Here is a 20856-nt window from a genome sequence, read left to right as displayed (position 1 = left end):
GACCGTTTTGGCGCCGGTGTTGTTTGGCGGACCGCGCTCCATCCACGAACCATCGTCCACCATGACTTGACGGAGATTGCTATGACCAATCGAAGACTGATCGCTATCGCCGCGGCTCTCGCCTTTTCGGTTGCGCCGGCCCTGGCTCAGACCTCCTCGACCGAACCCAACGCGCATCGCTATCAAGGTGGTCCGAAGACGGGGACGCCGCACGCGACCAAAAACCCGGACACGGGGGTGGCAAAGAAGACCGGTCAGGACGGTGGCCATCATTACAGCGGTGGGCCGAAGTCCGAAAACCATCATATGGGTGAAAAGAAGTAATCAGCCGAGCGCGGGAGGCGGCCGTCGAGCGGCTGCCTCCCGCGTGGTCATTGTCCGATCGCGGGTCGTATCGTTCCCAGAACGCTCACGCTCAGCAGGACCAGCAGGCCCAGACTTTGCTCGCCCAGCACATGGGTTCGAAGTCTGCGTCGCCAGAGGTCGGATCCGTCCAAATCGCGCCTTCGCGACGCTTCCAGCGCCGGCATCAACCAGAATTTGTTCGCCGCAGCGAGCGCGAGCATACTTGCGAACAGCGCCAGCTTCGCTATGAGGATTTGCCCGTAGGTGCTGTGAAGCAGGCTGGAGATCGATCCGACGAGGAACCAGCTGTTCACAAGTCCGGTTCCGATCAGCGTCGCCACGGCGACGTATCCCATTCCGGAAAAACGTATCAGCACGCTATCGATATCGACGCAGGTTGGTCTCGCCGGCGTCGCCGCGCCGCGCCGCAGGATGAAACCGAGCGGAGCAAGTCCACCGAGCCAGGCTCCCGCCGCGAGAAGATGCGCCGCGTCCGCGGTGACATGCAGCGCGCTCGCCCAGCCCTCCGCCATCTGGCTGTGACCGGCGCCCGCGAGGGAGGCGAGGAGTCCGGCGGCGAGTAAGAACGTCACCTTATCCCGGTCGGCGCCCGCCCGCGACGAGCGCCGGAGGAGCGTGGCGACCAGTACAGTCGCGACGACCATGCGCGCCGCCCAGACGCCGCCGAAGCCGGTGTCGCGAATGACTGACGCGATGACTTCCAAATCCGCGACGTCCGCCAGCCCGCCGCTCATATTGGCTGCAGCGAAGGCGAACCAGCCGAGGCCGCTGATCAGAGCGAGGATCGCCGACCAGACCATCAGCTTGTTTCTCCAGCGGGCGAGCTCCGGGGGCTCGCCTCCGGCACAAGCATAGATCGGAAAGAACGCGATTCCGGCGAGCGCAGTGGATGCCGCGTAGTGGATGAAACGGGCGGTGACGAGCCCGAGATCGATCATCAGCGCGCCACGCTGAAGGAGTAGCTGCCCTTGACCTTGTGCGTATCGTCAGACACCGCGTGCCATTCGACCTTGTAGTCGCCGGGCGAGAGCTGATCCTTGAGAGGCACGATCATCAGCTTCTTGTTGCTGGGATCAGCCGTTGCCTTTCCGGTCGCGATCGCCTTTCCGGCCTGGCCCTTCAGTTCGATCCCGCAAAATCGCGGAATGATGTTCTCGTTGAACAGAATGCGGATCTCCTTCGGCGGAGCCGACGCCTTTCCGGCAGCGGGCTCGGTCGACTGCAATTCGGGATGGGCGTAGGCGACGCCGGCGCCGAGGGTTGCTGCGATCAGCGCGAAGGCCGTCAAAGAAGTCTTCATGGCCATTGATCTTCCCCTGGATTGTGCGGATTTTGGCGTGAGGAAAGGTGGCGACGCCATTCGTTGACGCCGTGCAGACGATCCCGCCTCCGCCGTCAGGCTATTCGATGACGGCGGAGGCTATCACCGGATCTACTTACTCTTTTGGATCTTGGTGATGGCGATGCCGTCGCTGCCGCGCTCGGCGGTGAATTGGACCTTGTCGCCGGCTTTCACCTGCTTCAGCATTGCGGGGTCTTGAACTCTGAAGACCATCGTCATGCCCTCATCCATCCCGAGGCTCTTGATCGGGTCGTGCTTGAGCGTGATCTTCTTGGCGGCCTCGTCGACCTTTTTCACTTCGCCCTTGACCATCGCGTCCTGCGCAAGGACTGCGGACGAGGAGAGAAGCGCGAACGCGAGCGTGGCTGCGGCGAGTTTGTTGTTGGTCATTTCGTTCCTTTCGGGGGGGTGGACTACTTGACGATGACGGTGCCGATCATTCCCGCTTCGCGGTGACCGGGTATCAGGCAGGCGTATTCGAATTCCCCCGCCTTGGTGAACTTCCAGACGAGATGGCCGGTCTTCTGCGGAGCCAGCCACTTGGCGTTGGGATCGTCGTGCTCCATGTTGGAATCATTCTTCATCGAACTGGCGTGTCTGAGGTTGTCTTCGGTGGTGGCAAGGACAAACTCGTGATCGAGTTCACCGCTGTTGCGCAGCACGAACTTGATCTGCTCGTCACTCCTGATTTCGACCCTGCTGGGAGTGAACAGCATTTTCCCGTCGGCTTCGGTCATGGTGACCTGCACGATCCGTGAAGGCTTGCTCGCGTCGCCCGGCTCGCCGGCCGAGAACGCCGCGCTGTGCGTGTGGCGGCCGTGATCGGCTCCCGCCAGGAGTGGGGCGGGCGCAAACGACACGACCAAGGCCGCTGCGGCCGCCATCAGTTTGGTCTTCATCTTGATCTCCTCTGGAATGTGGTTTGGAAGGTGATCGGTTCTCGGGAACGCCTACATTCCCTTCATCCCTTTGATGTTCATCTTCACGGGCTTCGGATCGGCCGCCTTGGCTTTCGTCTTGTCGTTGGCCTGGCGCGGGGCGGCGCTTTGCGGCGCGTCGACCTCGTATGCGACGGTGCCTTTCGGGAAATCGTAGGGACCAGGGTCCTTGTAGTCGTCGCGGGCGAGGCCTTCGCGGATCTTCATTACGGTGAACATTCCGCCCATCTCGATCGGGCCGAACTGCCCTGATCCGGTCATCATGGGGAGCGTGTTGTCGGGAAGCGGCATCTCCATGTCCCCCATGGCGCCGCCGGTGGTTCCCATCACCATCGCGTCCGGAGCAAGTTTGCCGACCGCCTTCGCCAGATCCTTCTTCGACACCCCGATCAGGTTGCGGATGTCGTGGCCCATGGCATTCATGGTGTGATGCGACTTGTGGCAGTGGAACGCCCAATCGCCGGGGTTGTCCGCGGTGAAGTCGAATGCGCGGATTGAGCCGACGGGAATGTCCGTCGTTACTTCAGGCCACTGCGCGCTCTCCGGCACCCAGCCGCCGTCCGTGCAACTGACAGCGAAATTGTGTCCATGCAAATGGATCGGATGGTTGGTCATGGTGAGGTTGCCGACGCGAACCCGGACACGGTCGCCGAGGCGCACCGGAAGTGGATCGATGCCGGGAAATACCCGGCTGTTCCAGGCCCACATATTGAAGTCGGTCATCTCGGTGACCTTCGGCAGATAGGTGCCGGGGTCGATGAGATAGGAACTCATGATGAAGACGAAGTCGCGATCGACTGGCCGGAAGGATTTGTCGCGCGGATGTACGACCATCATCCCCATCATGCCCATCGCCATCTGGACCATCTCGTCCGAATGGGGGTGGTACATGAACGTGCCGCTGTGCTTCATCTCGAATTCGTAGACGAACGTCTTGCCCGGCGGGATGTGCGGCTGATTTAGTCCGCCCACGCCGTCCATCCCGGCCGGCAGGAGTACGCCGTGCCAGTGCACGGTGGTGTGCTCGGGCAATTTGTTGGTGACGAAGATGCGGACCTTGTCGCCCTCCACCGTTTCGATGGTCGGCCCCGGCGACTGGCCGTTGTAGCCCCAGAGATGCGCCGTCATGCCTTCGGCGAACTCGCGCTCGACCGGCTCGGCGACAAGGTGGAATTCCTTCCAATCTCCGTTCATCCTCCAGGGCAGCGTCCAGCCATTGAGTGTGACGACCGGATTGTAGTCGGGCCCGCTGGTCGGATGCAGCGGCGGCTGCATCGTCGTCTTTTCCATCGTCGCGGCCTCCGGAATGGTCGCGGCCTGGGCGCGGCCGGTGACGGCAGCAACGCTGGCGAGCGCCGTTGCGGAGCCGAGGAAGTTTCTTCGGGACAGCATGGGGTTCTCCATTTCAATGCGCGCCGCCGCCGGACGCCTGGGCGGTGGCCGACGTTCTGGTTTCGGTTTGGGATTCGCCGCGACCGCCGCCGTTGACCGCGGTCTGCAGTTCGGATTGCGCGAGCCAGAAGTCTCGCTTGGCCTCGATGGCCGCGCGAAGCGCGGCGATGCGCTGGCGCGCCTCCGTGAGGAGCGCGAAGACGTCGACCTGCATACTGCCGAAGCGTAGTTGCATCTCTTCGGAGATGATCTTGCGCAGCGGCAGGACTTCGCGCTGGTAGTGACCCGCGATGTCGTAGGTCGAACGATAGACACGGAACGCATTGCGCGCTTCGGAGCGGACGTTGATGGCCTTCTCGGTCAAGAGATTGAACGACTGATTGTAGGTTTCAGCGGCCTGTCGAACGCGGACCTCGCCGCCGTCGTAGATCGGAATCTGGAATTGGAGGTCGAAGCCGCGCTCGCGGAACGGCGGCCCCTCCGGATCGCGGGTCTTGCTCTCGATGCCGGCGACGTCGAGCAGCGTCACGAAACGGCTGGCTTGCGTGAGGTTCAGCGACTTCGCCAACACCGCCAGTTCGATCCGTGCGATCTGCAGATCAATCCGGTGGGTCACTGCATCGACTTCGATTCGCGGCAGCGATAGCGGCCGACGGGGAAGAACGGGCAGAAGCTGTGGCAGCTTGATGCCGATGTCGCTGCCCCACAGCCCGAGCAGCCGGATCAGTCGCTCGCGGGAGCTCGCCGCCTCCTGTCGCATGGTCGCCAGATCGGCTGTCGTTTCCGCGTAGAACGCCTGTTCGCGGGCCTGGTCGAGCTTGTTGAGCGACCCCGTCTCGCCGAGCTTCGCCGCAAGCTGGGCGGTGGATTCGGCGGTCGACTTGGCGTCGGTGAGAAGCCCGACCAGTTCGTTGGCGGCCACCGTCCTGTAGTAGATGCGGCGGACGTCCGCGGCGAGCCGCAGCGTGTCTTCGGCGGCACGCAACTGCGCCTTCTCGAAGCGTTGGCGGGCCAACTCCGAACGGAAGGGTAGCGTCGCGAGGGCGAGAATGTCGCCGACGACCCGCCGCTCGATCTCGAGCCCGCCGTTGCCGGCGATGCGGGAGATCGAGAAAGTCGGGTTGGGCGGAAGGCTGTCGCCGACGAGATCGGTTTCGGCGAGCGCCAGTTCATTGTAGGTCGCCTGCAGACCGCGGTTGCTCAGCAGCGCGACCTGGACGGCGCTCTCCACCGTCAACGTGCGGCGAAGCAGGTCCTTCACGGCGCTATCGGCACGCAGCGCGTCGTCTTGGGTCCTGATCGAGATGACGTCCTTCTTGATCGTTTCGCCGGCGACGCCGGCGACGACACCCATGCCTGCATCAGGCGAGAAGCTGGCGCATCCGGACAGGACGAGCGACGAAAGCAGGACCAGGGCCGCTGCGGGCCGGGAGCCGCGACGAACGGACGGAGGATTGGAGATGGGAAGCGTGCTGGGCATGTCCGCTCCTAACGGCCGGATTTAGGAGCAGGAGCGGCGCGGTCGTTCCGCTCACGCCATGCCGAGGGAGCGACCGGGCGCAGGCTCGTATAGGGAGCGACGGTCGAGCGGTAGGCGACGCCCGCGACCCTCGCAGATGGGTCTGCCGGGTCTGCCCCCGCCAACGGCGCCGGCATCGGCAGGCAGCCCCCGAGGGTGAGGGCGCCGGCGGATACGGCGGCAAACATCGCTGGTCGTCTGTCGAATAGTCTCGCGGCCACCGAACCAACGGCGGCGATCTTCGCCCCAAACTGCGCAAACATGGGTTTTTCCTGAACTGACGATGGACCACAGGCGCGCTCACCCTGTTCGGGTGACGCACCGCGTCTAGGCGATCAGATCAGGTGATGGAGGGCGGTCTCGGACGGCGGGGCCGTTGTCCGCCAACGCACGGTAGCTGGTCGCGATGCGGAGGGCGTTCGACATCGGGGGCATCGCGATGTCGAAATGCGACGCCGGCATTGCGGAGACGCACATCAGCGCGCAGCACTGACCGTTGGCGGTGTGTGGACCTTTGCTGGAAGACCCTTCGTCATCGGCCTGGGGCGTCGCTGTCGACGACTGGCCGTGATTGCCGGACGTCGCCTTTGGCGGGGCCGGCGAGTGATCGTGCGTCTGGCCGTCGAGATGGGCGTGGATCGGTTGAACGGCCTCGTCATGCACGTGTGCCGAGCCCGACATGCCGCCTTCCGGGGGCATGCAATGCGCGACAGCGTGTTCCCCGGGCAGGGCGTGGGACAGCGTCGGCACCAGGATGCATAGCAGATAGACCAGGGCGACGATCCACCCTGCCTTGATCCGCTGGTTCCTGGTGAGGCTGAAGAGCATATCGAGAAATAAACACCTGGCTTTCGAGTCGATCAGCGGGCCGACTTCCGCGAAGTAAGATATGCCGAACGGGAACGTACATGCATCAGATCGCTTGGCCCTTCCGACAACCGCCGTGAATGCCGGATCCCGTTGTGCCGATCGGTCTGACGCTACTCGTCGAGTCCAAAAGGTACCCTATAGGGGTGCAGACTTCAAGGCGCGAGAAGAAGACGCTGACGGAAATCGAGGGGGCAACTTTGAACGCTCCGACGACCACGACGATCATCATCCCGTACCCGCGTGGCAAGTGATCGATCACGCCTCCGGATCACGATCGCGTGCCGCGGATGACAGCCGAAGATCGCGACGGTAGTTTGCAGCCAACAAACACAGATCGGGGAGAGAGCAAATGAAGTCGCTGTTCAGTGCAATTGCGGCAGTCGCGATTCTGGCGCTCGGCGTCACAATGGGCGCTGCGGCCGACGCCAAATCGCACCGGGTCGCCATCCAGGTCAATCAGAACGATCCGGTGGTGATGAATCTCGCGCTGAACAACGCCACGAACATCATCGAGGCGTACAAGGTGAAGGGCGAGGACGTTCAGGTCGAGATCGTCACCTACGGCCCGGGCCTGCATATGCTGCGCGATGACAGCTCGCCGGTGAAGGACCGCATCAAGCAGATCGCCGATGCGAGCTTTCCATCGAGCATCAAATTCACCGCTTGCGACAACACCAAGCAGGGCATGGAGACGCGCGAGGGGCGCGCCTTCAATGTCATTCCGCAGGCGACCCTGGTGCCGTCCGGCGCGGTGCGTCTGATGGAATTGCAGGAAGACGGCTGGAGTTATCTGAAGCCTTGATCGAGGCCGGCTTGCGCGGCTGCAGACGGCCACGCAGGCTGCCCCAGCGGCGGCGGATCAGGTCTGCCGGGGAGCCGTCGACCAGCACGGCGATCCCCATGCGGGCGCCGAGCATCATGCCGCCGATGGCGATCGGCCAGGAGATTGCGAGCAGCGAGCCTGCCGTGATGCCTTGGCCGATGGTGCAGCCGCCGGTTAGAATGCCGCCCAGTCCCATCAGCGCCGCACCGCCGATGTGACGGCGCATCTCGTGGTCGTCGTCGAATGCTTCCCAACGCAACTCATCGGCGCGCCAGGCGGCGAGAAACGACCCCAGCACTACGCCAAACACCGTGCCGACGCCGAAATCGGCGAAGTTGGCGGCGTTCAGCAGGCCCGCATAGACCGCCTTGCCGATCGTCGAGACGAAAGTCAGGCTCTGCGGATGCACCGGCCCGGCGAAATCGTCGGGCAGCTTCGTCGTCGCCAGCCAGCCGGCGACAGTGAGTATGCCGAGCGCGACGCCGGCCGCCAGCAGCCGCGGCGTTCGCCGCAGCCGCTTGTCGCCAAACGCCAGCAAGCAAAGCACGCCGCCGCCGATCGCCGCGATCGCAGCGCGCAAGTCGAGGCCGAACGCAAAACGGGTCAGCGATGCAAGGTCGGTGCTGACGCCCTCCGGCATCGTCACCGACAATCGTTCCAGCACGGTGATGCGGAATCCCGACAACACGCCGCGCAGCGTTGCATAGGCCGCGCCGCCGAGCACCAAAAGCACCACGAAGCTGCGCAAATCCCCGGCGCCGAGCCGCACCAGCGAACCGAAGCCACAGGTGCCGACCATCGCCATGCCGATGCCGAACAGCACGCTGCCGATCATGATCGATGCCAGCGGCAATGCGGCGCCGGTGTAGTTGGTGAGTTCGGGGTCGAGCACGCCGCCGATCACCAGCGCCTGCGTCCCCATCAGCGCAATGCCGAGCGCCAATCCGAAGATCCGCAGCCGCCGCGTGTCGCCGCCCATCAGCGCGTCCTCGACCGCGCCGAACGAGCACAGTCGCGCCAGACGCACGAAAAAGCCGGCCGCCGTTCCGATGCAGAGGCCGGTCAGCGCGAGCAGCAAGGCGGACATATTCTGCATCGGGTTCCCTCGACGCCGCCAGGCGGTCGCGTCGATCGCGTGGCCTTGTGCGCTGCGGCGAGGGTCGGACTACTTCTGGTCGCCGCCTCGCGCTGAGGCGCAGAAGATATCATAGATCACCGAGATCACACGACGCACGTCGTCATTGGCGAGACTATAGTAGATCGTCTTGCCGTCCCGCCGGGTGTCGACCATGCCGTCGTAGCGCAGGCGCGCGAGTTGCTGCGACACCGCCGATTGCCGGAGCGACAGGATGTTTTCCAGCTCGGTCACCGAGCGCTCGCGTTCGGCAAGCAGGCACAACAGCAACAGCCGGTTTTCGTGCGACACCGCCTTGAGGAAGTTGCTCGCCTTGCGCGCCCGGCGCATCAGCATATCGAGTTCGGGCGAGTATTCCGCGCCGTCGCGGAATTCGGTCTCGATGTTCGGGTCGAGGATCGATGTCATGGAGATCAACTGGCCTTGCGTTGCGCTAATCCGCGTTCAGTGTGGTTGGGGTGAGGCGACGGCGCGATCTTTGCGACCAAGATGCCGAGCAGACCCCAGAACGCGTCGTCGTTGATGTAACCGGTGATGCGGCCGACCTCGCGGCCTTTGTCGATCACCACGAAGGTCGGCGTAAATCGCACCGGCGAAGCTAACCCAAGATCCGCAGCTTTGTCGCGGTCGATGTTGATGCGTCGCAGCGGCAGCAATCTGGCTTCGTCGGTCTTGGGGTAGATCGGGCCGATCTCGCGGTCCCAGCGGGCGCACCAGACGCAGCCGTCGCGTTCGAACATCAATAATTCCGCAGCCCGTGCGGCCGCAGGCGCAAACGCCGCCGCCGACAGGATTCCGCAGAGCAGCATCGATTTCAGGAGCTTTCGGGCCATGCTATGATACATATAGACGAATTCGCATGTTTGTTCCAGGGGCGGTCGCGTCGTGGTCTCCAATATCTCGCTGTTCGGCGCCTTCGGGGCTGGGGTGCTGTCGTTCCTGTCGCCCTGCGTGCTTCCTCTGGTTCCTCCTTATCTTTGTTTTCTCGCCGGAATCAGTCTCGACCAGCTCGTCCGTGGGTCTGATCAGCCGACCAGGGCGATCAATTGGCGTGTTGTCGGCGCGTCCGCGGCCTTCGTGCTCGGGTTCTCGACCGTGTTCGTCGCGCTCGGCGCTTCGGCCTCTGCACTCGGCCAGGTCATCACCGATCATTTCGACACGCTGGGGATCGTCGCCGGCATCGTGATCATCATCCTGGGACTGCACTTCCTCGGCGTGTTCCGGATCGGACTGTTGTTTCGCGAGGCGCGCTTCCAGAATGTCAGCCGGGGCGTCGGGTTTTTCGGCGCCTATGTGGTCGGGCTCGCCTTTGCGTTCGGCTGGACGCCGTGCGTCGGCCCGGTGCTGGCGACGATCCTGCTCGTCGCCGGCGTGGAAGGCTCGGCAACGCGGGGCGCGCTGCTGCTCGGCGCTTACTCGCTCGGGATCGGGCTTCCATTCCTGCTGGCCGCGCTGTTCTCCGGCGCGTTCATCAGGCTGATGGCGCGGATGCGCGCGCATATGGAAACCATCGAGAAGGTGATGGGCTCCGCGCTTGTTCTGACTGGCGTTCTGTTTTTGACTGGCGCGATGCCGAAGATCTCCGGATGGTTGCTGCAGACCTTTCCGGCGTTCGGAACGATCGGGTAGAGCGCACAACCAGGAGGGGGCCGATGATCGATCGTCCAATATCGCGCCGTCAGGCGCTCGCAGCGTTCGGAGTGATCAGCGCCGGCGCGCTCGGTCTGCGCGCGATGCCCGCACGCGCCCGGCCGGTGCTCGGCGACGACGGGCTGTACCAGCTCGACTGGTATCTCCAGAGCTTCCTCGATCTGAAAGAGGATCTCGAGGGCGCGACCGCAAAGGGGAAGCGCTTCGCCATCATGTGGGGGCTGAAAGGCTGCCCGTCCTGCAAGAAGATGCACGAGGTCCACATGATGGACCCGGCCATCGAGAGCTACATCCGGGACAATTTCGAGATCGTGCACCTCAATCACATCGGCGACCGCGAGATCACCGATTTCGACGGTAGCAAGTTCGGCGAGAAGGCGTTTGCTCAGGCCTACGGCGTTCGCTTCACGCCGACCGTGCAGTTCTTTCCGGAACGGATCGACGGTCTGGCCGCGAAGAAACCGCAGGAGCGGGAAGTCGTGCGGATGCCCGGCCTGCTGGAGCCACCGGAATTTCTCGCGATGTTCCGCTACGTCAGGGAGAAGGGCTATCTGTCGATGCCCTTCACCGAGTGGCTGAAGAAGCCGGTGTAGCGGATCTTCGCGGTTCGATTCGATGGCGCGTGTGTTACGCGCGCCATGAAATCACGACGTAGCGTTTTCGAGCGAAGTGGATGTCGGTGCGCGCTTCGGTTCTGATCAATCAGAACCGAAGCTCGAAAAAGCGCGGTCTCAGAAATCCAGCTTGTCGCGGATGGCGTCGATGCCGGCCTTGGCGCAGGCGTCATCGGCATCGCCGCCGGGGGCGCCCGACACGCCGATGCCGCCGACCACAGAGCCTCCGGCCTCGATCATCATGCCGCCGCCCAGCATCACCACATTCGGCAGATCGCGCAATCCGGACTGCGGCATCCCGGGCTTGGTGATGTTCTGCAGTTCGGTCGTGGGCGTCCTGAACGACACCGCGGTCCAGGCCTTGCCGGTCGCGGTGGTCGGCGTATGCGCGCCGGCGAAGCGGTCGCGCAACATCACCTGCGGCAGTCCGGTGCGATCGACCACCGCGACCGCGACCTGAAAGCCCTGCTTGCGGCACTCGGCGATCGCGGCCCTGGCGCATTCGAGCGCCAGCTCCGGGTTCAGCGATTTGGTGACGACCAGCGCGTCCTGCGCGCCGGCCGGAATCGTGCCGATCGCCGCGCCGAAGGTCATCGCGATCGCCGGTATCCATTTTCTGTTCATTGAACCAATCCTTCAGCCGAGCGGCTGTTACTTGTTGACCGGCGATTCCGGATCGAACAGGAACGCGAGCACGTCCTTGATCTGCTGTTCGGTCAGGAATTTGTTGGTGCCGAACCGCGGCATGTTGGAGCAGGCGATCACCGCCTGGGAGTTGTAGATCTTGATGTAGGCCTGCTTGATCTCGGCGTCCGCGTATTTGCGGTCCTTGCCGAAGTGGGTGAGGCTGGGGCCGAGCGTACCAAACGACACTTCGGCTTTTTCCATCTGGTGGCAGGCGTAGCAGTTGCCGCCGTTCACCGTCTTCTCGTCGTCGGAAAACTGCCCGCCGCGGCCATTATTGGCGATCTTGGCGCCTTCCTTCCAGTTGCCGAGAAACTTGCCGTCGGCCGGAAAGGTCACGCGCTTCAGTTCGCGCTCGATGATCGTGTCGGCGACGCCGACCGGCACATCGCCGCGATAGGCGTTGCAGTCCTTCATCGTCTCGTCCGGGACGATGCGCTCCTGCCATTCTGGCGGCGCCTTGCCGAAGGTCGCCTTGATATAGGCGTCGACGAGTTCGGGAGAGACCTTGTGCACCGGCGCGGCGTGGGCCGTCTTGGCCGGCTCCGCCGCCTTCGCAGGCTCGGCTTTCGCAGCTTCCGCCTTCGCGGCTTCAGGGTTGGCGGCCTCGGCGTTTTTCGGCGGGACGGGCTTGTCCGCGGCCAGGCTTGCAACGAACGAGCCGCAGGCGAGGGCGCCGCCGAGCGCCAGCGTCAACACCGACAATTTTGATTTCGTGATCATGATCAGCCCTCCCTCAGCGCTTGATCGAGGGGACGGTGATCTCGCCGCCCGATGCCATCGTGTTGAGATACATGGTCAGCGCGGTGATGCCGTCGGAGCCGTATTCGGGCGCGGGCCAGCGCTGCTGGCGGAAGCAGTCCCATAGCCGGTGCTGCATCGTGCGCAGCGCGCCCTGCGAAACCCGATAGGTCGGCCACGACCCCATCGTGTCCTGCGGCTCCTTGCCGGGCTTGGCGAGGTCCGGCAGCGCCTGCAGCCGAATCCGCTTGCCCTCGCTGCCGTGACAGGTCGCGCAAGCGAAATCCATCACGCCGGCGCGGCGATAGAACATCTCCTCGCCGACCGCGAGCATCTCCTGCTCCTTGGGATGGCCCAGCTGCGGCGCGATCTTCATGCCGCTCGACTTGTTAGCGATGTAGGCGACCAGGTCCTCCATATCGGAGACCCGGCCAGGACCGGAAAAGCGGCGGGTCACGACGTCCTTGGTGTCGAGGCCCTGGACATTCTGCATACACCACAACAGGCGTTGCTCGAGGTCCATGACCCTGTCGGCGTCTTTGAAGTAGCGTGGCAGCTGCGCATAAACGCCTTCGAGCTTTCCGGCGCCGAGACCGAGGTCGCAACCTTCGAGCGAGACGTTCTTGGCGCCGCGCTTCTCGGCCCAGAGCTGCTCGCCGCGGTCGACTGCAAGGAAGCCGGGATTGGACATCGGATCGGAGATCATCGCGCGATAACGCTCGATTTCCTTTTCGCTCGCGTCCTGGGCCTGAGCCTTGAACGCCATTGTGCAGAGCACAAGCGTTAGCAGCGCCGCTAATCCGATGGGTCTCATCTCGCTTCCTCCGTTGACCGTCTTTTGCGGTCTAAAAACATCCGCCGAACTGTCGGATATCTTTACATTCAAGAAAAACAATATAATGATGTTTGCGGATCATGACCGATCGAGCTTGGAAACGTCAAGCGGTACTGTAGGCAAGGGACGCGAAAGACTCCCCGAGGAGATGCCCAATGGTTTTCACGAAGGTTGAGACGAGTCGCCGCGAAATGCTGGCTCTCGCAGGAATCGCGGGCCTCGCTGCGCTGCTGGCGCCGCGGATGTCGTTCGCCGATGTCGCTGCAGTCGACGCCGAGATCAAGAAGCTCTACGGCGACAAGAAGTTCGAGAGCGGCAAGATCAAGCTCGACGTGCCTGAGATCGCGGAGAACGGTCTCGTTGTGCCGATCAACGTCGAAGTCGAAAGCCCGATGACCGGCGCGGACTACGTCAAGGCGGTTCATGTCTTCGCCGACGGCAATCCGCTGCCTGGTATCGTCAGCTACAAGTTCACGCCCGCCTGCGGCAAGGCCGCAGCGTCGACGCGGATGCGGCTCGCGCAGACCCAGAACATCATCTGCATCGCCGAGATGTCCAATGGCAGCCTGTATTCGAGCAAGGCCAGCGTCAAGGTCACCATCGGCGGCTGCGGCGGTTAGGCCTGGCCGTTATCAAGAAACAGACAGGCGAGGATAATCAGATGGCGATCACTCCGACACCCCGCGTTCGCGTGCCGACCCAGGCCAAGCCCGGCGAACTCATCGAGATCAAGACGCTGATTTCGCACGAAATGGAGTCCGGCCAGCGTAAGGACGCGTCGGGCAAGATCGTGCCGCGCAGGATCATCAACACCTTCGTGGCCGAGTTCAACGGCAAGATGGTATTTGAAGCCGAGTGGAATCCGGCGATCTCGGCCAATCCATATCAGTCGTTCTTCTACAAGGCGGCCGAGTCCGGCGAGTTCACCTTCACCTGGAAGGACGACGACGGCTCCAACTACACGTCCAAGCACAAGCTGACCGTCGGCTAACGACGGCAGTCCACCGGACCACATCGATGCAAGCCCGGGGGCGATACGCCCTCGGATCGCGGAGCTGTGCCGGGAATTGAGGTCGAGCGGATCGGTCTAGCGGCGAGCAGCCCGGCGGATGCGCGAGGACAAGGGAATGAAACGATGATCTCAAGGCGGGAATTTCTGCAGGTGACTGCGGCTGCGTCGGCGCTGACGCTCGCCGGCGGCCTCGGTCCGGTTGGGCGCGTTGCGGCACAGCAGCGGCTGACGCAGGCCGACATCCTGAAATTCGATCCGCTCGGCACGGTGACGCTGCTACACATCACCGACCTCCACGCCCAACTGATGCCGCTGCATTTCCGCGAGCCGTCGGTCAATCTCGGAGTCGGCGAGGTCAAGGGCAAGCCGCCGCATCTCACCGACGCGGAATTCCGCAACTACTTCCACATCGCTACCGGCTCTCCGGACGCTCTCGCGCTGACCGCCGATGATTTCGTCGCGCTCGCCCGTAACTATGGCCGGATGGGCGGCATGGACCGGATCGCGACGCTGGTCGGCGCGATCCGCGCCGAGCGCGGCGACGACAAGGTGCTACTGCTCGACGGCGGCGACGCATGGCAGGGAAGCTGGACTTCGCTGCAGACCAAGGGCCAGGACATGATCGACGTCCTGAGCGCGCTCAAGATCGACGCGATGACCGGCCATTGGGAGTTCACCTACGGCGCCGATCGCGTCAAGCAGGTCGCCGAACAGGCGTCATTCGCCTTTCTCGCGCAGAACGTCCGCGACAACGAATGGCAGGAACCGGTGTTCGAGGCGCGCAAGATGTATGAGCGCGGCGGCGTGAAGGTCGCAGTGATCGGACAGGCGCTGCCGCGCACCGCGATCGCCAATCCGCGCTGGATGTTCCCAAAATGGGAGTTCGGCATCCGCGAAGAGGACATGCAGAAGCAGGTCGACGACGCGCGCGCCGAAGGCGCCGAGGTCGTGGTTCTGCTGTCGCACAATGGCTTCGATGTCGACCGCAAGCTCGCCGGGCGCGTGAAGGGCCTCGACGTCATCCTCACCGGTCACACCCACGACGCGATGCCGGGCCTGGTCAAGGTCGGCGACACCGTTCTGGTGGCGTCGGGCTCGCACGGCAAATTCGTGTCGCGGCTCGATATCGCGGTGAAGGACAAGAAGGTCTCCGATATCCGCTTCAAGCTGATGCCGGTGTTCGCCGACGCCATCAAGCCGGATCCGGCGATGGCGCAACTGGTCGAGAAGCTGCGCGCGCCTTTTGCCAAGGATCTCGCCCGCGTCGTCGGCAAGACCGACTCGCTGCTGTATCGCCGCGGCAATTTCAACGGCACGTTCGACGATCTGATCTGCGAAGCGATGTTGAAGCAGCGCGACACCGAGATCGCCCTGTCGCCCGGTTTCCGCTGGGGCGGAACGCTGCTGCCGAACGATGACATCACCTGGGAAGCGATCACCAACGCCACTGCGATCACCTATCCGAACTGCTACCGCACCGAGATGACCGGCGAGCAGCTCAAGATCGTGCTCGAGGACATTGCCGACAACATCTTCCATCCCGATCCCTATTTCCAGGGCGGCGGCGACATGGTGCGCACCGGCGGCATGGGCTATGCGATCGACGTCGGCAAGGAGATCGGCTCGCGGATCTCCAACATGACGCATCTCAAGACCGGCAAGCCGATCGAGGCGTCGAAGAAGTACACGGTCTCCGGCTGGGCCAGCATCAACGAAAACACCGAGGGCCCGCCGATCTGGGAGGTGCTGTCCAAGCACGTCGCGCAGGCTGGTCCGGTGAAGATCGATCCCAGCAGCGCGGTCAAGGTTTCAGGAGCCTGAGATGACCGCGCGCGACCGACACGTTCACGAAATATGGTAGCAAAAGGCAATCCGGCATGAGTCAGAAGCCTCCCTCCGACATCCTCGATCGCCGCCGGTTTCTCGGCGCAGCAGGCCTTGCGGGCGCCGGCGTATTGCTACCCCTCGCGGCGAAGGCGGGCGAGGCGGCGAAGCCGGACCCGGCGATCACCGAGGTGCAGGACTGGAATCGCTATCTCGGCGACGGCGTCGACAAGAAGCCCTATGGCGTTCCGTCCAAGTTCGAAAAGGATGTGATCCGCCGCGACGTGTCGTGGCTCACCGCCTCGCCGGAATCCTCGGTCAATTTCACGCCGCTGCATGCGATCGACGGCATCATCACGCCGTCCGGCGTGTGTTTCGAGCGCCACCACGGCGGCGTCGCCGAGATCAACCCGGCGGAGCACCGGCTGATGATCAATGGCCTGGTCGACACCCCGATGGTGTTCACCATGGACGACATCAAGCGGATGCCGCGGGTCAACAAGGTGTACTTCCTGGAATGCGCGGCGAACTCCGGCATGGAGTGGCGCGGCGCGCAGCTCAACGGCTGCCAGTTCACCCATGGCATGATCCACAACGTGATGTACACCGGCGTGCCCCTGAAGGTGCTGCTCGAACAGGCCGGGCTGAAGCCGAACGCGAAATGGCTGATGCTGGAGGGCGCGGACAGCGCCGGCATGAATCGCTCGCTGCCGGTTGCGAAGGCGCTCGACGACGTGCTGATCGCGTTCGCGATGAATGGCGAGGCGCTGCGCCCGGAGAACGGCTATCCGCTGCGCGCGGTGATCCCCGGCTGGCAGGGTAATCTCTGGGTGAAATGGCTGCGCCGGATCGAAGCCGGCGACCAGCCCTGGCAGGCCCGCGAGGAAACCTCGAAATACACCGATCTGATGCCCGACGGCCGCGCCCGCAAATACACCTTCGTGATGGATGCGAAGTCGGTGATCACCAACCCGTCGCCGCAAGCGCCGCTGAAGTTCAAGGGCCGCAACGTGCTGAGCGGCGTCGCCTGGTCGGGCCGCGGCACCGTCAAGCGCGTCGACGTCACGATGGACGGCGGTCGGAACTGGCGTGAGGCGCGGATCGACGGACCGGTGCTGGACAAGTCGTTGGTGCGTTTCTACGTCGATTTCGACTGGAACGGTCAGGAACTGATGCTGCAGTCGCGCGCCATCGACGAGACCGGCTACGTACAGCCGACCAAGGCCGAGCTGCGCAAGGTCCGCGGCGTCAACTCGATCTATCACAACAACGGCATCCAGACTTGGCTCGTGCATCCGGACGGAGTGACTGAAAATGTCGAGATCGCTTAGTCTCGTCGCGTATCTCGCCGTCGCCGCCTCGGTGGCACTGCCGCTGAGCCAGGCGATCGCCGAGAAGGCCGCGCCGAAAGCAACGAAAGCCGTCGCCACCCCAACGGCGCCGCCGCCAATGCCGGTGAAGTTGGGTCTCGGTCGTCCGGCGCTGCCGGAGGAAATTCATGCGTGGGACACCGATGTGCGTCCCGACGGTCTCGGTCTGCCGCCCGGCAAGGGAACCGCGAAGGAAGGCGATGCGCTGTTTCAGGAGCGCTGCTCGACCTGCCACGGCGAATTCGGCGAAGGCGTCGGCCGCTATCCGGTGTTGTCCGGCGGGCTCGGCACGCTGAAGGCCGACCGGCCCGACAAGACCATCGGCTCCTATTGGCCAGATGCGACCACGGTCTACGATTACATCCGCCGTGCGATGCCGTTCGGTAATGCGCGCTCGCTCACCGCCGACGAAGCCTATGCGCTCACCGCCTACCTGCTCAACATGAACGACGTGATCAAGGATCCGGATTTCGAGCTCAACCAGAACACGCTCGCCAAGGTCAAGATGCCGAATGCGGCCGGCTTCTACGGCGACGACCGTGACACTTCCGAGAAACAGTTCTGGAACAAAGCGCCGTGCATGAAGGACTGCGGCCCGGCGCCGAAGGTGATCGGCCGCGCAATCGCGGTCGACGTCACGCCGGACGAAAAGGCCGGGCCGAAAGTGGATTGACGAACTGATGATGAGTACATCCGGCGTCAGCGCGTCGCGTTTAGTTCAGTAACAGTCACGAAATCTCGCCGCGCAACGCTGACCGGTTGCGCCAGATCAATGCCGGATCGGAGCATCGAAACACAATCTGATAATTCCGCGATAGGCTTGCCCGCGTGACGCGCGGCGCTGAGGAAAACATCCTTGTCCATCGATCAGGTCATCGAACGCTTCGGCGAAATCTACGCGCTGACCGCTGGCGGTTTGCTGGTGGGCCTTGCGTTTGGAGCATGCGCCCAGCGGAGCAGGTTTTGTCTGCGTGCGGCGGTGATCGAGTTTTCCGAAGCGTCGTTCGGCCCCAAGCTCGCGGTTTGGTTGTTGACGTTCTCCGCGGCGGTGGCCGCGACGCAGGCGGCGATTTCCACCGGCATCCTCGACGTCTCCGAGGCACGGCAGCTCGCATCGACCGGCAGCCTGTCCGGCGCCGTCATCGGCGGCTTGATGTTCGGCGCCGGCATGATCCTGTCGCGAGGCTGCGCCAGCCGCTTGCTGGTGTTGTCGGGAACCGGAAATCTGCGGGCGTTGGTCACCGGACTGATCCTGACGATCGTGGCGCAGGCGTCGCTGCGCGGCGTGCTGTCGCCGGCGCGCGAGACGCTCTCACAATTGTGGACGTTGCCGGGCGGCGCTTCGCGCAATCTGCTGACTGTCGCCCATGTCGGGCCGCTCGCCGGCGCGTCGCTCGGCGTGTTCGGGCTCGGCCTGGCGTTGTGGCTGGCGTGGCGCAACCGCATCGGCATCGTCACCGGGCTCGCAGCGCTCGGCGTCGGCCTCGCGGTCACTGCGGGCTGGCTGGTGACCTACACGCTGTCGCTGCACGTGTTCGAGCCGACCACGGTCAAGAGCGTGAGTTTCACCGGTCCGTCGGCCGATACGTTGATGGGCCTGATCAATTCGCCGTCGGTTCCGCTCGGCTTCGATATCGGGCTTGTGCCGGGCGTGTTCGCGGGCTCGTTGATCGCCGCGGTGATCGGTCGGGAATGGAAGCTTCAGGGCTTCCATGATGGGCTTAGCATGGGGCGCTACGCCGCCGGCGCTTTCCTGATGGGTTTCGGCGGGATGCTGGCGGGAGGCTGCGCTGTCGGCGCCGGCGTGACTGGTGGCTCGATTTTCGCGGTGACGGCCTGGCTCGCCCTGGCGACGATGTGGCTCGGCGCCCTGGCCACACATACTCTGATCGATGCGAAAGCTGCGGCGCCTGCGCCTGCGCTGTCGCCAAAACAGACCGGCAACTAAGTCGGCATAGAAGTCAGGTAGGAAACGACTCGAGAGGAAACCGAATGGCCGAAAATGGCCAGATGTGGCCGTGCGCCGTGCGGACGACACAAGCGAAGCGTCCGATCCGCGGCATTCGCACGGGGCTGCGCGCCATCGGCGCTGTCGCCGCGCTGTGCGTCGTTGCCGGCCATGCCGCGGCCGGCGACCGCGAGCTCGGCGAGTATCTGTCGAGCGAATGCGTCACCTGCCATCAGCTCAGCGGTCGCTTCGACGGCATTCCGTCGATCGTCGGCCGGGCCGAACCCGAGCTGATCAGCGCGCTCAGCGAGTATCGCGACAAGGTTCGCGACAATCAGGTGATGCGCGCCATCGCCGCCAAATTCAATGACGAGGAGATCGCCGCGCTCGCGAGCTACTTCGGCAGCCTCGAACAAGAACAATCAGAGCGCAGCACAGCCCGGGCCGAGAATGCCCGGGAACTGACACCGTCCATGGAGGGAACCAAATGACCATCAGCAGACGCCAGTTCTCGACCGGCCTATTGGCCGCAAGTTTCATCGCCATGCCGGGGGTGCTGCGCGCACAGGTGAAGCCGCGCGTCGTCGTGATCGGCGGTGGGCCGGGCGGCGCCACCGTGGCGAAATACGTTGCCCGCGATTCACAGGGCGCGATCGACGTCACCATGGTCGAGCCGCTGGAGAAATTCATCACCTGCTTCCATTCCAATCTGGTGATCGGCGGCATGCGCAGCATGGAGTCGATCACCCAGCCCTACAAGCTCGGCGGCTACGGCGTGAAGCACGTCCGCCAGATGGCGGCCACGATCGATCGCGACAAGAAGCAGGTTCGGCTCGCCGACGGCAGTGTGCTCGACTACGACCGGCTGGTGGTCGCGCCCGGGATCGACATCAAGTTCGACTCCGTTCCCGGCTATTCGGAGGCTGCCGCCGAAATCATGCCGCACGGCTGGAAGCCCGGCGCGCAGACCCTGCTCGTCAAGAAGCAGCTCGACGCGCTCGAAGATGGCTCAACCATCGTCATGCTGGCGCCGCCGAATCCGTATCGATGCCCGCCCGGCCCGTACGAACGGGTGTCGATGATGGCGAAGGTGCTGAAGGCCAAGGGCCACACCAGGTCGAAGATCATCGTGATCGATCCGAAGGACAAGTTCTCCAAGATGGCGCTGTTCCAGGAAGGCTGGCAGAAGCACTATCCCGGCATGGTCGAGTGGATGGACCCGAAGATGCACGGCGGCGTCAAGTCGGTCGATCCATCGGCGATGACGGTGACGACGGACTTCGAGACCGTCAAGGCGGCGATGATCAATGTCATCCCGGCGCAGATGGCCGGCAAGATCGCCCGCGATGCCGGCCTCGCCAATCAAACCGGATATTGCCCGATCGATGCAACCAACATGAAGTCGACGATCGATCCCAACATCTACGTGCTCGGAGATGCTGCGATCGCAGGCGCGATGCCGAAGTCGGCGTTCTCCGCCAACAGCCACGCCAAGGTGGTTGCGAATGCGGTGCGCGGCGAACTCACCGGCACCCGCACCTTCCCGACGCGCTATGCCAACACCTGCTGGTCGGTGCTGGCGAAGGACGACACCGTCAAGGTCGGCGGCCGCTACGAGCCGAAGGACGGCGCCATTGTCGAAGTCGAAGGCTTCGTCTCCAAGACCGGCGAGGATGCAGGCGTTCGCTTCCAGACGGCGGAAGAGAACATGGGCTGGTATGCCGGCATCACCGCCGACATCTTCACCTGAGACCACGCAAGTCGGCGCGCCGCGCCGGCTTGCGTTTCCCGTT

The 20856-nt window shown here is 63.8% G+C and carries 26 protein-coding genes; 12 read left to right on the top strand and 14 right to left on the bottom strand.

What is annotated here, in order from left to right; genetic code table 11:
• Positions 1-81: 81 nt before the first annotated feature.
• The gene (locus BMY71_RS00900; protein WP_011504651.1) at positions 82-324 is read left to right on the top strand and encodes a hypothetical protein; all 243 of its coding nucleotides are present in this window, start codon (positions 82-84) and stop codon (positions 322-324) included.
• Positions 325-371: 47 nt separating this feature from the next.
• On the opposite strand, the gene copD is transcribed toward BMY71_RS00900, so the two are convergent.
• The 7 genes from copD to BMY71_RS00860 all read right to left on the bottom strand — a co-directional run bounded on the left by copD (position 372) and on the right by BMY71_RS00860 (position 6385).
• Positions 372-1304 (bottom strand): copper homeostasis membrane protein CopD, encoded by a 933-nt coding sequence (gene copD, locus BMY71_RS00895; RefSeq protein ID WP_092681077.1) that lies wholly within the window; start codon positions 1302-1304, stop codon positions 372-374.
• Positions 1304-1666 carry a copper homeostasis periplasmic binding protein CopC gene (gene copC, locus BMY71_RS00890; RefSeq protein WP_244525945.1) on the bottom strand — a complete coding sequence of 121 codons (363 nt, stop codon included), beginning with the start codon at positions 1664-1666 and terminating at the stop codon, positions 1304-1306. The genes copD and copC overlap by 1 nt, the downstream gene beginning before the upstream one ends.
• A 132-nt stretch (positions 1667-1798) precedes the next feature.
• A complete protein-coding gene (locus tag BMY71_RS00885) occupies positions 1799-2098 on the bottom strand; it encodes a copper-binding protein (RefSeq protein WP_092681073.1) in 300 nt (99 codons plus the stop codon).
• Between the two features lie 23 nt (positions 2099-2121).
• Positions 2122-2607 carry a cupredoxin domain-containing protein gene (locus BMY71_RS00880; protein ID WP_092681071.1) on the bottom strand — a complete coding sequence of 162 codons (486 nt, stop codon included), beginning with the start codon at positions 2605-2607 and terminating at the stop codon, positions 2122-2124.
• A 51-nt stretch (positions 2608-2658) separates the two neighbouring features.
• Positions 2659-4038: a multicopper oxidase family protein gene (locus BMY71_RS00875; protein WP_092681686.1), complete on the bottom strand. Its 1380-nt coding sequence runs from the start codon at positions 4036-4038 to the stop codon at positions 2659-2661.
• A 13-nt stretch (positions 4039-4051) separates the two neighbouring features.
• Complete coding sequence (locus tag BMY71_RS00870) at positions 4052-5518, bottom strand: TolC family protein (RefSeq protein ID WP_092681069.1); 1467 nt, start codon at positions 5516-5518, stop codon at positions 4052-4054.
• A gap of 366 nt (positions 5519-5884) precedes the next feature.
• Entirely contained in the window at positions 5885-6385 is a 501-nt protein-coding gene (locus BMY71_RS00860) for a hypothetical protein (RefSeq protein WP_092681067.1), read from the bottom strand.
• 391 nt (positions 6386-6776) lie between these two features.
• Here BMY71_RS00860 and BMY71_RS00855 point away from each other — a divergent pair, with 391 nt between their 5' ends.
• Positions 6777-7229, top strand: a complete 453-nt coding sequence (locus BMY71_RS00855; RefSeq protein ID WP_092681065.1) for a DsrE family protein — start codon at positions 6777-6779, stop codon at positions 7227-7229.
• On the opposite strand, the gene BMY71_RS00850 is transcribed toward BMY71_RS00855, so the two are convergent.
• The 3 genes from BMY71_RS00850 to BMY71_RS00840 form a co-directional block, all read right to left on the bottom strand.
• Complete coding sequence (locus BMY71_RS00850) at positions 7144-8346, bottom strand: YeeE/YedE family protein (protein WP_092681064.1); 1203 nt, start codon at positions 8344-8346, stop codon at positions 7144-7146. The two genes, BMY71_RS00855 and BMY71_RS00850, sit on opposite strands and share 86 nt — an antisense overlap.
• A 69-nt stretch (positions 8347-8415) precedes the next feature.
• Positions 8416-8793: an ArsR/SmtB family transcription factor gene (locus BMY71_RS00845; RefSeq protein ID WP_011504640.1), complete on the bottom strand. Its 378-nt coding sequence runs from the start codon at positions 8791-8793 to the stop codon at positions 8416-8418.
• A 5-nt stretch (positions 8794-8798) separates the two neighbouring features.
• Positions 8799-9230 (bottom strand): thioredoxin fold domain-containing protein, encoded by a 432-nt coding sequence (locus BMY71_RS00840; protein WP_092681063.1) that lies wholly within the window; start codon positions 9228-9230, stop codon positions 8799-8801.
• A 40-nt stretch (positions 9231-9270) separates the two neighbouring features.
• Between BMY71_RS00840 and BMY71_RS00835 the strand changes: the two genes are divergently transcribed.
• The gene (locus tag BMY71_RS00835) at positions 9271-10014 is read left to right on the top strand and encodes a cytochrome c biogenesis CcdA family protein (protein WP_011504638.1); all 744 of its coding nucleotides are present in this window, start codon (positions 9271-9273) and stop codon (positions 10012-10014) included.
• Positions 10015-10037: 23 nt separating this feature from the next.
• Complete coding sequence (locus BMY71_RS00830) at positions 10038-10628, top strand: SoxW family protein (protein WP_011504637.1); 591 nt, start codon at positions 10038-10040, stop codon at positions 10626-10628.
• 138 nt (positions 10629-10766) lie between these two features.
• Here the strand turns inward: BMY71_RS00830 and BMY71_RS00825 are convergent, their stop codons facing one another.
• From BMY71_RS00825 to soxA, 3 genes are read right to left on the bottom strand one after another with little or no spacing between them, the layout of a single operon-like run.
• The gene (locus tag BMY71_RS00825; protein WP_092681062.1) at positions 10767-11273 is read right to left on the bottom strand and encodes a GlcG/HbpS family heme-binding protein; all 507 of its coding nucleotides are present in this window, start codon (positions 11271-11273) and stop codon (positions 10767-10769) included.
• 27 nt (positions 11274-11300) lie between these two features.
• Positions 11301-12056 carry a sulfur oxidation c-type cytochrome SoxX gene (gene soxX, locus BMY71_RS00820; protein ID WP_175557574.1) on the bottom strand — a complete coding sequence of 252 codons (756 nt, stop codon included), beginning with the start codon at positions 12054-12056 and terminating at the stop codon, positions 11301-11303.
• Between the two features lie 13 nt (positions 12057-12069).
• Positions 12070-12888, bottom strand: a complete 819-nt coding sequence (gene soxA, locus BMY71_RS00815) for a sulfur oxidation c-type cytochrome SoxA (RefSeq protein WP_011504634.1) — start codon at positions 12886-12888, stop codon at positions 12070-12072.
• A 176-nt stretch (positions 12889-13064) separates the two neighbouring features.
• Between soxA and soxY the strand changes: the two genes are divergently transcribed.
• The 5 genes from soxY (at position 13065) to BMY71_RS00790 (ending at position 17788) form a co-directional block, all read left to right on the top strand.
• Positions 13065-13529, top strand: a complete 465-nt coding sequence (soxY, locus tag BMY71_RS00810) for a thiosulfate oxidation carrier protein SoxY (protein ID WP_011504633.1) — start codon at positions 13065-13067, stop codon at positions 13527-13529.
• 41 nt (positions 13530-13570) lie between these two features.
• Complete coding sequence (gene soxZ / locus BMY71_RS00805) at positions 13571-13900, top strand: thiosulfate oxidation carrier complex protein SoxZ (RefSeq protein ID WP_011504632.1); 330 nt, start codon at positions 13571-13573, stop codon at positions 13898-13900.
• Positions 13901-14044: 144 nt separating this feature from the next.
• Complete coding sequence (soxB, locus tag BMY71_RS00800) at positions 14045-15742, top strand: thiosulfohydrolase SoxB (RefSeq protein WP_011504631.1); 1698 nt, start codon at positions 14045-14047, stop codon at positions 15740-15742.
• 56 nt (positions 15743-15798) lie between these two features.
• The gene (gene soxC / locus BMY71_RS00795; protein WP_092681061.1) at positions 15799-17076 is read left to right on the top strand and encodes a sulfite dehydrogenase; all 1278 of its coding nucleotides are present in this window, start codon (positions 15799-15801) and stop codon (positions 17074-17076) included.
• A complete protein-coding gene (locus BMY71_RS00790; RefSeq protein WP_092681059.1) occupies positions 17060-17788 on the top strand; it encodes a c-type cytochrome in 729 nt (242 codons plus the stop codon). Before soxC ends, BMY71_RS00790 begins: the two co-directional genes overlap by 17 nt.
• Positions 17789-17814: 26 nt before the next feature.
• On the opposite strand, the gene BMY71_RS24725 is transcribed toward BMY71_RS00790, so the two are convergent.
• Positions 17815-17979 (bottom strand): hypothetical protein, encoded by a 165-nt coding sequence (locus tag BMY71_RS24725; RefSeq protein ID WP_175557573.1) that lies wholly within the window; start codon positions 17977-17979, stop codon positions 17815-17817.
• Here BMY71_RS24725 and BMY71_RS00785 point away from each other — a divergent pair.
• From BMY71_RS00785 to BMY71_RS00775, 3 genes are read left to right on the top strand one after another with little or no spacing between them, the layout of a single operon-like run.
• Entirely contained in the window at positions 17972-19063 is a 1092-nt protein-coding gene (locus tag BMY71_RS00785) for a YeeE/YedE family protein (RefSeq protein ID WP_092681057.1), read from the top strand. The genes BMY71_RS24725 and BMY71_RS00785 overlap by 8 nt on opposite strands.
• A gap of 44 nt (positions 19064-19107) precedes the next feature.
• Positions 19108-19554, top strand: a complete 447-nt coding sequence (locus tag BMY71_RS00780) for a c-type cytochrome (RefSeq protein WP_092681055.1) — start codon at positions 19108-19110, stop codon at positions 19552-19554.
• Positions 19551-20813 carry an NAD(P)/FAD-dependent oxidoreductase gene (locus tag BMY71_RS00775; RefSeq protein ID WP_092681053.1) on the top strand — a complete coding sequence of 421 codons (1263 nt, stop codon included), beginning with the start codon at positions 19551-19553 and terminating at the stop codon, positions 20811-20813. Before BMY71_RS00780 ends, BMY71_RS00775 begins: the two co-directional genes overlap by 4 nt.
• Positions 20814-20856 lie beyond the last annotated feature (43 nt).

This window comes from Rhodopseudomonas pseudopalustris, from assembly GCF_900110435.1.
Lineage (GTDB): Bacteria > Pseudomonadota > Alphaproteobacteria > Rhizobiales > Xanthobacteraceae > Rhodopseudomonas > Rhodopseudomonas pseudopalustris.
The sequence above is the reverse complement of the archived record's forward strand: the minus strand, read 5'-3'. Positions and strand labels throughout refer to the sequence as shown.